8 protein-coding genes are annotated in these 13,903 nt (G+C 37.8%); all 8 read right to left on the bottom strand.

The window, feature by feature from the left end:
• Positions 1 to 374: 374 nt before the first annotated feature.
• Positions 375 to 1,754: an alpha-amylase family glycosyl hydrolase gene (locus ALGA_RS15390; RefSeq protein WP_096430612.1), complete on the bottom strand. Its 1,380-nt coding sequence runs from the start codon at positions 1,752 to 1,754 to the stop codon at positions 375 to 377.
• A gap of 152 nt (positions 1,755 to 1,906) precedes the next feature.
• Positions 1,907 to 3,559, bottom strand: a complete 1,653-nt coding sequence (locus ALGA_RS15385; protein ID WP_096430609.1) for an alpha-amylase family glycosyl hydrolase — start codon at positions 3,557 to 3,559, stop codon at positions 1,907 to 1,909.
• On the bottom strand, positions 3,559 to 5,964 hold the full coding sequence (locus ALGA_RS15380) for a glycoside hydrolase family 31 protein (RefSeq protein WP_096430606.1): 2,406 nt from the start codon (positions 5,962 to 5,964) through the stop codon (positions 3,559 to 3,561). Before ALGA_RS15380 ends, ALGA_RS15385 begins: the two co-directional genes overlap by 1 nt.
• Before the next feature lie 39 nt (positions 5,965 to 6,003).
• Positions 6,004 to 7,857, bottom strand: a complete 1,854-nt coding sequence (locus tag ALGA_RS15375) for a glycoside hydrolase family 13 protein (RefSeq protein ID WP_096433686.1) — start codon at positions 7,855 to 7,857, stop codon at positions 6,004 to 6,006.
• Positions 7,858 to 7,962: 105 nt separating this feature from the next.
• Positions 7,963 to 10,275 (bottom strand): glycoside hydrolase family 65 protein, encoded by a 2,313-nt coding sequence (locus ALGA_RS15370; protein ID WP_096430604.1) that lies wholly within the window; start codon positions 10,273 to 10,275, stop codon positions 7,963 to 7,965.
• A gap of 36 nt (positions 10,276 to 10,311) precedes the next feature.
• Positions 10,312 to 10,959 carry a beta-phosphoglucomutase gene (gene pgmB, locus ALGA_RS15365; protein WP_096430601.1) on the bottom strand — a complete coding sequence of 216 codons (648 nt, stop codon included), beginning with the start codon at positions 10,957 to 10,959 and terminating at the stop codon, positions 10,312 to 10,314.
• A gap of 13 nt (positions 10,960 to 10,972) precedes the next feature.
• On the bottom strand, positions 10,973 to 12,307 hold the full coding sequence (locus tag ALGA_RS15360) for an MFS transporter (RefSeq protein WP_096430598.1): 1,335 nt from the start codon (positions 12,305 to 12,307) through the stop codon (positions 10,973 to 10,975).
• A 571-nt stretch (positions 12,308 to 12,878) separates the two neighbouring features.
• Positions 12,879 to 13,898 (bottom strand): LacI family DNA-binding transcriptional regulator, encoded by a 1,020-nt coding sequence (locus ALGA_RS15355; RefSeq protein ID WP_096430595.1) that lies wholly within the window; start codon positions 13,896 to 13,898, stop codon positions 12,879 to 12,881.
• Positions 13,899 to 13,903: the final 5 nt, after the last annotated feature.

The following is a 13,903-nucleotide window of genomic DNA, read 5'->3' as shown; positions in this document are numbered from 1 at the left end:
TTTGCTCCAGCCTATCTCCAAACTATTTTTTGATTGCCTGAGTTGCGCCAGCCTGTCTCCAAACAAATTTTTGATTGCCTAAATTGGTACAGCTTGTCTCCGAGAAAGCCAATATGATGTAACGGAAAAGCAAGGGGCTGACAAAGTTCATAGAGTAGACCCGGGTTTATGGGGTACTGCTTTAAGAATCGCACTAAATTGGAAAAGCCGCTCATATGAACGGCTTTTCGCTGGAATATCTGTTTTCCGAAACATCGGAAATCGGTTTTACTTATTTAATACCGATTATCAAATTGTAAAAATAAATTCTTCGCTTCGCTCCCAATTCCTTACAATTTGTATATCGGCACTACACAATTATATCTTTTATAAAATTACTGTGCAGTATACACTTTGTACTCCCAAGGCTTTAACGACATTTTCTCTTCTGAGCTTAATGTAGTCTCTTCCTTGCTAAAGTAGTCTTTATAGTCTCCTGCTAAGGCTTCCGATGAGAGAGTTATTTCCTGAGTATCGGCAGTAAGATTCAATACCACAAGAACTTTATCGCCTTCTGCCTCACGGGCAAAAGCATATACTTCTTCGTTCTTATCGGAAGGAATTCGAACAATCTCACCCCCTTTAATTCCGTTCTGTAATGCCTTATTATTGCTTTTTAAGCTAAGTAATTGCTTGTAAAAAGGCTCTAATGTTTTATTACTCCAGTCAATCGTATCTTTCTCAAAGAATTTTAATCTCTTTGCCATTCCTGCTTCCTGTCCGCTATAGATCAATGGCATTCCAGGCATGGTAAAAGTCAATACTGCAAAAGTATTTCCAGCCTCTCCCATTCTTTCCTTAACGGTACCATTCCAAGAGTTTTCGTCGTGGTTGGTAATAAAGTTCATGGTATAAGAATCAGCAGGAAAAATGGTGTCAACCTTAGCAAAGAAAGCTTCAATATCATTCGCATTTTTTTCACCTTTGGCAATATCATTCATGATGTGATGGAAATCCCATCCATAACCCATATCAAATGCATTCTCCAATAATTCGTGTCCGCCATCTTCAGCCAACATAAATACTGGCTTGATTGAATCTAAGTCTTTGCGTGCTTTCTCCCAAAAATCGGTAGGAACCATTCCTGCTACATCGCAACGGAATCCGTCAACATCAGCATTCTCAATCCAATATTTTAATGAACCGATCATGTACTCACGCATGTCGTTGTTCTCGTAGTTCAAGTCTGCAGTATCCGACCAGTCTGTTCCTTCAGGAATAACTACTTCTCCTTCTTCGTTTCGGGTATAATATTCAGGATGCTCGTTAATCAGGAAATTATCCCAACCTGTATGGTTTGCAACCCAGTCTAAAATAACATGCATGCCCATTTCGTGAGCTTTGTCTACCATGTTTTTCAAATCATCCATGGTTCCAAATTCAGGATTCACCGCACGATAATCTGCCACAGCGTAGTAACTCCCCATGCTTCCTTTTCTGTTTTTCTCAGAGATAGGAAATACTGGCATCACCCAAAGAATATCCACACCCATTTCCTTTAAACGAGGCATGTGCTCAATAAATGCATTAATGGTTCCTTCTGGCGTGTACTGACGAATATTTACTTCGTAGATGTTTGCATTTCGGGTCCATGCAAGAGGTTTTTCAACTTTTACGTCTTCAGCAACAGTTTTTGTAGCTGGCTTATTTTGACATCCTACCAACATTCCTGTTAGCACGACCATGCTCAAAACAATCTGATAAATTCGTTTCATTTCAGTTATTTAAGATGACTAGTTTGTGTGTTCATTATCTTTATGTTGCGGCTTTAATTTTCATTTCCTCACCCCTAAAGGTATACTACAGGAAATTAGATATTCCTTTTTTTATAAGCCCCTTTAGGGGTTTGGGGTAATTGTATGAATAATTACAACAACTCTAGAAGCAGAATATCGTATTCGGTATCAATGCTGACCTTTCCATTTTCAACTTTTGTTTTCTTACCGGAATAAGCATCCCGCAATTTGGTTCCATCCTCTAAATCAGCAATTACCAATTCTTTTTCGCCTTTTGGTAAATCCAATCCAATAAAAACCTGATCCTGCAATTCAGCATTGCTGTAGGTTCTGCTGAACACGTAAGGCGATTCTGAAATCATTTTATGCATTCCTGCACCTACTGCCGGATGATCTCTTCGAAATTTGCCAAGCTTTTGCCAGTGAGCCAATACGGCTTGTGTATGCTTATCAGTTTCAATTTTTCCCCAGTTCATAAACGAACGTAAGGTTGCATCGCCAACAGTTCCTTCTATTATCAATGATCTGGCTGTTTCATCCCCATAATACACTTGTGAAGTTCCCGGGCACAACAACAATTTATTTGCCGATTCAATGCTTCTTTCTCTCTTTGGATCAAAAGGAGAACCATCATCATGAGAAGTCAAGTAATTCAAAACACCATAACCTTTTAAATCGCCATTTAATATTTCAGAATATTTAGAGAACAATTCTTCGTAGCTCGATAGTGCGTTGTATTTAAATTCGAAGTTGATTAAATCAGTAAATCCATTGGCATAATAATTCACTTGTTTGTCGCCAAAATCGTAAGCAAATTTATTACTTATACTATATCCGTATACCTCAGCCACCGAATAGAATTCATTATTGTCCAATACCTTTTCAGGATTATTTTTCTTCCACAATTGAAATGCATATTCACACTCAACACGAAAATCAGCCCAAACCGATTCTTCGGTATGCTTCACTGTATCTGAGCGATAACCATCAATTCCAAACTGAATGATGTAATCGCACAACCATTTAATCATGTGGTATTTTGGTGTACGAGGATATCCTGTGCGAGCAAAGAATTCATCCAATTCTTTCATTTCCTGATCGTAACGTCCTTCGTTTTTCCATTTCTCAGCCAAGCTTGCAGGAATAGTCACTTCCTGTGTGCTTTCTGTTTTAAGATCGGGCAGATTATCAGTCAGCGTGCACTCAGTCGTAGTTTCGAAATTCTGATAAGTGCAGGTTGGTCCAGTTCTCACCCACTCTTTTTCCCAGGCAGGATCGGTCTCTGTCGCTGGTCCGGTATGGTTGATTACGGCATCCATAACAATTCGAATTCCATTGGCATGAGCAGTCTCTACCAATTCAGCCAAATCCTCCATTGATCCGAAGTTCGGATCTAAAGCAGTCCAATCCTTGGCCCAATATCCGTGAAAACCATAAGTATTACCTGTTCCTTCATCCACAGATCCGTGAATTTGCTCGGTAACCGGCGTAAACCAAATGGCATTAATTCCTAAATCAGTAAAATATCCTTCTTTTATTTTCTGAGTAATTCCCTTGATATCACCACCTTCAAAACCTCGTAGTTTACCTGTTGGCAATTCCCGCTCAAAGTTCACATCATTATCTGTAGTTCCGTTGCAAAAACGATCTGTCAATAAAAAGTACAAGTTAGCTCCCTCCCACACAAATGGCTTATCTTTTTCTGCCACTTCCTTTTCTGCTGTTGCGCATGCCGAAAACAAAAACAGTAGCGCTACAAATATGCTATATCCTAATTTCTTCATTATTTCGCTAGTTTAATCGTAATAGATTGATTTCCTTCTAATTTAACTTCTCCTTTAAAGTGGAGGATTTTTGATTCTTTATCCCAAGTGAAATCCGTAGATTTTCTCCCTAAGACTACTTTCTTTGGTTGCTTCTCTATATTGTGAATTACCCAATTGATTTTCTTTTTAACAGACTTGTAGTTGCTCCCTATTTCAGTATTGACAGCAATCTTCAATTTCGATTTTGAAAATGCCGAACTGAATGATAACAGCTCGTATTGTCCTTTTTCAAATGCTCCCGCCGTTTCACCATCATCATTATACAGTTGGCCATTACTAGTTGAAACTGATTTGTCGTGATAGTAATGTAAAGTCATATTCTTTAAAGAATAAGCATTGGTATTTTGCATTCCTTTAATCATGGGAATGAAAGAACCGCCACGCACAAAAACAGGAATATGATCTTCTTCTGTCGTAATGGTGTAGCTTTTCCCGCCTTCAAATTTCTTTTCGGATACAAAATCAAACCAAACCGAATTGTTCGGCATATACACGTCTTTCTCTTTTAAGCCAGCATCAGTAATAGTCGATACCAAAAATGCATCTCCCCACATGTAAGTATCCGAAACAGATAGTAATTCTTTGTTATTTTGCTCTTCGAAAAACAGAGGACGCATCAATGGCAAGCCAGTCTGATTATTTTTGAAAGCCAAAGTGTAATTGTACGGCATCAACTTGTATCTCAATTGAATTGATTTCTTTGCCAAAGCTTTCGTTTTTGCTTCACGAAATACTGGCTCGGAGGCAACAGCTTCCTGTGCATGCGGACGAAAAATCGGTTGAAAAACGCCATACTGCAACCATCGCGTGTACAATTCATCATCTAAATTATCACCTGCAAAACCGCCTAAATCGGAATGCATGTAAGCAATCCCCTGCAATCCCATCTGCAAAGAGATTTCGGTTTGTGGCTTTAGTCCATCCCACGAGCGACTCACATCGCCGGTCCATGGCACCATTCCGTAACGTTGCGATCCAACAGCTCCCGCTCTCATCAAAATGAACGGACGTTGATTGGGAAAGTCTTTCTGATAACCTTCATACACCAATTTCGCCCAGTAATGACCGTAAATATTATGTACCTCATCGGCTGAACCATTTGCATGCTGAAGTGCTGATGGATGAACTTCCGGTTCTCCCAAATCGCCCCACCAGCCAGCAACTCCTTTGTTGGCCAATCCTTTGTAAATATTCCAAAACCAATCAATCGCTTTCGGTTTAAATACATCCACCAATCCGGTGTTACCGAAATAAAAATCGTAGGTATAAGGATTCCCAATTGAATCGGTTCCCAAAACTTCTTCTTTTACAGCTTCGTCCCATCGTTGAGATGTGGTCAAAATAAAAGGCTCAGTAATCAGGATTGTTTTTACTCCTTTGGCATCGAAATCAGCAATCATTTTTTCGGGTGTTGGAAATGAATCACGCTCAAAAGCTAAATTTCCCATTTCCCCTTTCATCTCTTTTCCAAACCAAAACAAGTCTAAAATAATCGCATCAACAGGAATCGAATCCTTCAAAAACTCATCGATTGTTTCTCTGCACTCCCTCTCCGAATGATATCCAAAACGGCTCGAAAAATTCCCAAAACTCCATCGGGGAAGCATGGGTTGTCTGCCCGTTAAATTTGTAAATTCGTAGGTAAAACCCTCCCAAGTATCGGACGCAATTACTTGATATACTTTTCGTCCGCTACTGCTTTCGTAGCGCAATGTATTTGTGTTTTCACTATCCAAATCCAAGTATCCAATGGGTGCATTATCGAAGTGAACGGCATACATTTTCGAAGAAATCACCAAAGGCATGGTGTAATTCATCAATTTGGAATGAGTTCCGTATCCATAATCAGCTCTATTGTATAATTGAAGTCGGTTGCCGCGTCGGTTCATGCCCAAAGCACGTGCACCACCACCGAACAAAACTTCATCCTTATCCAGAGTGAAATCGATATTTTCGGTGCTATCCGTATTAACGTATCCTTCTTTTTCAGAGATCAAATGCTTGCCTTTATAGCTATAGCTGATATCAAAAGGAGACTTAGAAATGGAAACACTCATCCCCTTAGACAAGAATTGCAATTCATTCCCCTTTTCAAGCAAAGTAACAGAAGTCTGTTCCGGTTGTAAAACTACAGCGTATGATTCTCCTTTTCCAGCTTCACCATTTGGGATAAAAGCCGTTTCAACAATGTTTTGATTGTAAAACTGAATTTCATAACTGCCATCATTGGTAACAAGTACCAATTGGTTGCCATTCACTTTATGCGATTGATAAACCCGTTGACTATTTTGTGCAAATGCCGAAAAAGATGCAAGAGCAACAATCAATAAAATAGAAAACCGTAAAACAATTCTTTTACTCATATTCAGAGGTTAATTATTCCGGTGATCACCCGATCACGCTTATTTTAATTCTAATATAACTGATGTGTTTGGAGCCAAAGAAATACTATTCTTCGACAAATCGAACTCTTTTTCACTAATCACATCTATTCCCGCAGAAAATGAGCTTAAACTTTCAGAAAACCGTTTCAAATCCAGATCCTGTGCCTTTCCATTTTGGTTAATCGCCACCATTACAGTCTTTTGCAAATTGCTTCGGAAATAAACATAGGTGCCATTTTCAGGTACGTAATGCATCAATTTACCTGTATGAATTACCGGATTTTGCTTTCTCCAATTCAATAGTTTCTTTAAATAATTGAATGCTTCATTTTCTTTTGCTGTTCGTCCTTCTGCAACAAATGCATTTCTCGCATCACCTTCCCATCCTCCAGGAAAATCAACACGCATTTTACCATCACCATCACTCTTTTTGCCTTCCAGCAAGATCTCTGTCCCCGAGTATAATTGCGGAATTCCTCTTGTTGTAAGAAGGAAAGTCATCAGGTTTTTGTATTTCTGTATGTCGCCTTCTAAAACCGACATGATATGGTCTGTATCGTGATTCTCAGCAAAAATAAATAAGTTGTCTGTGTGTGGATATAGGTAATCAAAAGAAAGAGAATTATACAATCGAATCAATCCTGTATTCCAACTTTCATCTTCAATAAAAGCCTTTGTCATAGCATCAAACAAAGAAAAGTCCATAACACATGGCAAATTAGAATTATAGCCATCATGATTTACAGCATCTTTTTGCCAGTAAGCAATCTCGGCAGGAGAGCTTAACCATGTTTCTCCCACGATATTCAGATTTGGATATTCCTCCATAATTGTACCTGAATAAACCGCCATCGCATCTTTATCGTTGTAAGGATATGTATCGACTCTAATTCCTCCTAAATCGGCATATTCTATCCACCAAATGGTATTCTGAATAAAATAATTAATCAGTAAATCGTTCTTTTGATTCAAATCAGGCATAGACCGTGCGAACCAGCCATCAAAATTCTTTTCGTAATCTCCTTTGGAAACATATGGATCATTCGTGGTACTCTTACGATGATTGGATTGGGTGTATTCAGGAAAAACATGCACCCAATCGCTTGAAGGCAGGTCGTTCATCCACCAATGAGCCGAAGCACAATGGTTGGTCACCACATCCATAATAATTTTAATTCCTCGTTTTTTTGCTTCCGCGGATAAACGGGCATAATCCTCATTACTTCCAAAACGTGCATCTATTTTGTAATAATCGGATATTGCGTAAGTATGGTAAGACGTTTTGGGTTCGTTGTCCTCCATTAATGGTGTATTCCAAATTGCAGTAATTCCAAGCTCCTGCAAATAATCCAAATGATCGATAATCCCTTGAATATCTCCACCATGGCGACCATCAGGATTTTCGCGATCCAATTTATCTTTCATTCCTTTAACAGAATCATTACTTGGATCTCCATTTGCGAATCGGTCGGGCATAATCAAATACACAACATCTGATGCATCGTAGCCTTTTCGACTTGCCGAATCTTCTTTTCTATTTTTTAATGCATAAGTATAAGCAGCTTTCTTTTTACCATCTTCAGAAAATACAATCTCGAAGCTACCTGCTTTTGTTCCTTTTTTAATCAGCAGATTTACAAATAAATAATTGGGTCTATCCGTCTTTATTATCCCTTCAATTGTAACTCCCGGATAATTCATCGAAACATCACACTTCGAAATATTTTCGCCATGAATCAGCAGTTGCAAATTTGGATTCTTCATATCCACCCACCAAAACATAGGTTCTACTCTTTCAATTTTCAACTTCTCAGCAAGGCAGTTCATGCTAAAAAAAGAAACCATTAGTAAAGATATCAAAGAAGCTTTCATATGCATATAATTTGTTTTTCAGTGCCATTAAAATTAAGGCCATTATATAATTTCAGGATAAGAGAAATCCCCTTATCCTGAAATTATTATTATTGTTATCATAAATTAAGAATGCTCAATTACCAAACTACTATCCTTTTTAATTACGTATTCGTCATCAATTAGGAATAAGGAAATATCATCACCTTCTTCGTTGATTACACCCACTTCATCGGCAGATACTCTCACATTCAGTAAATTTCCTCTAAATCGAACTTTAAATGAATAGGATTTCCATTCCTTAGGAATTAGAGGCTTAAATATTAATTGTCCGTTTTGAACTCTCATTCCGCCAAAACCTTCCACAATCGACATCCATGTTCCAGCCATACTTGTGATATGCAGACCTTCGTGCACTTCCATATTGTAATCGTCAATATCCAAACGGGAAGTTCTTAAATACAGATCGTAAGCTCCTTCAATATCACCAATTTTAGCTGCAAGAATAGAGTGAATACAAGGTGAAAGTGATGATTCATGAAGTGTTCTTGACTCGTAAAAATCGTAATTTTTCTTGATTGTTTCTTCATCGAACTGATCTTCGAATAAGTAAACGCCTTGTAAAACATCCGCTTGTTTGATGAAACATGATCGCAGGATTCTATCCCATGACCAATGCTGATTGATTGGACGTACTTTAGGATCTAAATCGGCAGCCAGAATTTGTTCTTTATCCAAATAACCATCCTGCTGTAAGAATACACCTGTTTCCTCGTCAACCGGATAATACATGTTATCAATGATATCATTCCATTTTGCCGTTTCAGCATCAAAATCGAATTTCAGATTGTTCATGATTTCATTAAACCGAGAAGAATTGGTTTCCTTCACATGAGCCATAGCTTCCTGAGTATATTTCATACACCAATTCGCAATGGTACTTGTATACCAGTTGTTGTTGATGTTATTTTCATACTCGTTAGGTCCGGTAACACCAAGCATCACATACTTCTTCTTCGCTTCAGAATAGTTAACCCTCTGACTCCAGAACCGTGAAATACCAATTAATACATCCAAACCAAATTCTGCTAAATAATCTTTATCATCCGTATGACGGATATAATTGTAAATAGCAAAAGCAATGGCACCGTTACGGTGAATTTCTTCAAAAGTAATCTCCCACTCATTGTGACATTCTTCCCCATTCATGGTTACCATTGGATACAAAGCCGCACCATTGGTAAAACCTAATTTTTCAGCATTCTCAATTGCCTTTTGCAAGTGTTTATGACGATAAATCAATAAATTACGGGTAACCTCAGGCTTAGAAGTACTCAAATAGAAGGGAACACAATAAGCTTCTGTATCCCAATAGGTAGATCCACCATATTTCTCACCAGTAAACCCTTTTGGTCCAATATTTAATCTCTCATCTTCACCCGTATAGGTCTGATTCAATTGAAAAATATTAAAACGAATGGCTTGTTGAGCAGCAACATCGCCTTCAATAGTAATATCACTATTCGCCCATTTAGATGCCCATGCAGCCACATGTTCCTCTAAAAGAGATTCATATCCTTTTTCGTATGCTTCTGCAACTACTTTTTGCGCATCCTCAAGAATTTCATTCTTATCGTGATTTAATGAACTTAAGACACCTGCATACTTATATAGGCTAAGTTCTTCTCCTTGTTTAACGTCAAACTCAACGGTATTGGATACGTATTTAGTCTCTTCCTTTATAGAAGGTAGCATTTCCAATTTCTGTCCATCTTTGTATACGTCATATTTCATTCCTATACAAACATGGAAATCCAATTTCTTGGTTTTTGCGGTAATAAAACCTTCACCATTACTGGATTTGCAGATTAATACATCCCAGAACTTCTCATCGTAGTTTGAATCCTCATTAGCTACATCTGCATCGAGGTACGGATTGAAACTAATTTGTCCATCAAAATTTAAAGCCGCAACAGAATAACGAATTGCTCCGACTTCGGAAGTCACAATACTCAAAAAACGTTTTGCGTTTACCTGAATCTGGTTCCCGTTTGACATTTCAGCAACAAATGAACGAATCAAAACACCTTCCTGCATGTTTAATGTGCGAACAAATTCGCTCACTTTACATTTCGCAAGATCAAGCATTTCACCATTGATTTTCACATCAATTCCAATCCAATTTGGCGCATTCAATACCTTCGCAAAATATTCCGGGTAGCCGTTTTTCCACCAACCTACTCTGGTTTTATCAGGATAATAAACACCTGCGACATAAGTTCCTTGTAATGTTTTTCCTGAGTAATGTTCTTCAAACATGGCTCTTTGGCCCATATTTCCATTACCCAGACTAAATATGCTTTCAGATGAGCGATGATTCTCAGGAGTAAATCCCTCCTCGATCATGCACCATTCATCGTGTTTTAAATATTCATTCATATTGATTTCCTTTTAAAAATAATCCTACCTATGTCCTTAAAAGTTCAATTGACTCATAGAAAACCCGACAAAACCGGGAACTACAATATTTGCTTTTCCCAACACATCAGGAGAACCAATTCCAACACACTTCATTTTGCCGTTAATTGCAGCTTCAACTCCAGCTTCAGCATCCTCAAATACCACGCATTCAGAAGGTGCAACCTTAAGAAGCTCTGCTCCTTTTAGAAACACTTCCGGATCCGGCTTTGCATTGCTCACATGAGTTCCATCAACAACCACATCAAAATAATCGGTAAGCTCTAACTGATTCAAAATAGTCATCGCATTTTTACTCGCAGATCCCAAAGCAATCTTCACCCCGTTGGATCTAAGTACCGTTATAAATTCTTTCACTCCAGGAAGAATTTCATCAGGAGTCATTCTTAATATGTACTCCAAATAGTTTTTGTTTTTCTTATCGGCCAATGCCAGTTTAGTTTCCTGATCAAGCTCAACTCCACCAATCGAAAGAAGAATATCCAAAGAGGTCATTCGGCTCACGCCTTTCAATCTCTCATTATCCTCCTCGGTGAAGTCAAAGCCTAACTCGTTGGCTATACTTTTCCATGCGATGTAATGATACTTCGCTGTATCTACCACTACTCCATCTAAATCAAATATACATGCACTTATCTTTTCCATCAGTAAATAAAAATTATAATTTTGAATCCTCTTGTGTTTTAATAAAAAAGACTGAAACTGAACCGAATAACATTAAAACGCCGCAGAGTACCAGAATATAAATAGCTTGTTCCTGGAAGAATACTTTTAAAATTGTTCCTCCAAATACCCCACTAATAATTTGCGGAATTACAACTGTTAAGTTGAATAGTCCCATGTAAACTCCCATGCTTTTTGCTGGCAGCACACCCGATAAAATTGCATAAGGCATTGCTAATATTGCAGCCCAGGCAAAACCAATTCCTACCATAGACACTAACAACATGTATTGATCGTGAAAGAAGTAGGTTGAAATATATCCTAAGCCTCCAAAAACCAGAGCAAAAGAATAAACAAATTTCCGGCTTGTTTTGCGAATAAACCAAGGCATGATAATTGAAAACAGGGCTGCAAATAAACTATAAGCGGCAAAACAAATACCAACCCAATTAGCTGCTTCATTGTAAGCTGGAGAACTGGCATCACCAATTGGAGTATTCCAATAATGTTGAGCAATAGCAGGAGTTGCATATACCCACATCAAAAACAGCGGAAACCACGAAAGAAGTTGCACCAAGGCAAGCTGTTTCATCGTTGTTGGCAAGTTTTTTAGCAAGGAAAAAATACTTTCGTTTTTTTCTTTATCTTCTGCCGTAATATTATTATATGCTTCAAATTCTGCCGGCGGATGTTCTTTCGTTTTAAAAACGGTTACCAATACGCTTAATAAGAGAATCGATCCACCTAAGTAAAACGACCAAATTACAGAATCTGCAACTTCTCCTGCCGGAGCATCATTTTGCACCCCAAAAGCAGTTAAAATAAAAGGCAAGGCAGATCCAATAACCGCTCCAACATTAATTAAGAAACTTTGGACAGAATAGCCAACATTTCTTTGTTCTTCAGGTGTCATATCTGCCACTAAAGCTCTAAAAGGCTGAAAAGTAACATTAAACGAACCATCCATTACGGCAAGCATAACAGCACCAAATAGTAAGGCACCAATACCACCAGCCGAAATAACATTAGGCGCATTAGGCATGAAAAACATTGCTATCATTGAAAAAATAGCCCCTCCTAATATATAAGGTGTTCTTCGACCAAGTCGGGTCCAGGTTTTATCGCTGGCGGCTCCAACTACAGGTTGTATTAAAAGTCCCATTACGGGAGCAACCAACCAAAACAATGATAATGAGTGCAGGTCGGCACCTAAATTTGATAAAATCCGACTGGCATTTGCATTTTGCAAAGCAAAACCAAACTGCACACCTAAAAAACCGAAACTCAGATTCCAGATTTGCCAAAAACTTAAACGAGGTTGTTTTTTCATTTGATAGTTAAATTATGTCTTTTCTGTACTATGCTTTACATATTCTATTCACATGCAACAAATCGCTAGTTGATATGATCCATAAAATACATACAGATCATACTCCCCAATAATGAGCAATACTACAAGCAATTTTTATTACTGATAAAATTTTGGAATAATAGATCCACATACAGGTGATAATAACCTGCAACAGAATGGACTAACCTAATCATTTAACACAACATATGTATTAAACAAATAGTAGATCTGTGTCATTTCCATCTTCTTATCCGGAAACGAGATCATATTAATAAGGAAGTAAATATAAATTAAGTCGGAAAGGAGGTTTCCCTCCACCGTCAAAAATAGAAAAAAAAATACGATTTGTCAAAATCCAAATTCAACAAAACCCAATAAACCCAGTTAAAATAGGCTTAACAGCCTATATCAAACGTTTGCAACGAATTCTAAAAAAATGCATTATTTAATAAAGCAAGATGTCTTTTATGCAATTATTACGAATTAGAAGACTTTTTGGGGCATAAAAAAAGTTGCCCGAAGCAACTTTTTATACATGTAGTAGGGAATATTATATCTGTCTGGTTGATCCTCTTACAATCAAACTGGTTTTAACCACTTTTGTAACAGGCTCATAATCCATTTCTCCCGACGAAATTCTTTCCACAATCAGCTCTGCAGCTTTCAAACCTATCTCAAAACCATGCTGTTCAAGAGTGGTCAATGATGGATCAGTAATTCGGGAAACCACACCATCAGTAAACCCAACGATGGAAATATCTTCAGGAACTCGTAAGCCTGATTTCTTCACCATCAAAAGTGCACCGGCAGCAGTTAATTCATTCACAGCAAATATCGCATCAGGTGGTTCAGGCAAAGCAAGCAAATCAGGAGTTTTTAGAATTGCCTCATCAAAACTATCACATTTAATAATTAAATTTTCATCAATTGGAATTTTGTGTTTTAACATAGCCTGGCGATAACCTTTCTGGCGGTTTTGAGCCAATAACATATGCTGAGGTGCCGATAAATGTGCAATTCTTCTGCACCCTATTTTAATTAGATGTTCTACTGCAGCAAAAGCTCCTGCAAAATCATCTACAATTACATTATCAGAAGACAAATCATTACAAACACGATCAAAAAATACAATTGGAATTCCATTGTCTCTTAATTCACGAAAATGGCTGTGATCTTTTGTTTCCTTTGACATTGAAACCAAAACACCATCAACACGACTCGAAAGCAATGCCTGCACATTAGCCATCTCTCTTATATAGGACTCATTCGATTGAAAAATCATCACATTGTATCCAGCTTTGGAGGCAATATCTTCAATACCACTAATTACCGAAGAAAAAAAATGATGAACAATTTCAGGTATAATAACACCTATTATATTCGTTTTACTATTTCGCAAACTAAGGGCTACTAAATTTGGCTTGTAATGCCATTTTTTGGCCAGTTCATTAACAGCCTCCTTAGTTTTAACACTAATATCAGGATGATCTTTAAGTGCTCTTGAAACAGTGGAGGCAGAAATTCCTAATTCTTTGGCTATGTCTTTGATTGTAACTTGCCCGCTTCTCATATAAA

The organism is Labilibaculum antarcticum, assembly GCF_002356295.1.
GTDB classification, from domain to species: domain Bacteria; phylum Bacteroidota; class Bacteroidia; order Bacteroidales; family Marinifilaceae; genus Labilibaculum; species Labilibaculum antarcticum.
Note: the sequence above shows the minus strand (reverse complement) of the source record. Positions and strands in the feature narration are given on the sequence as shown.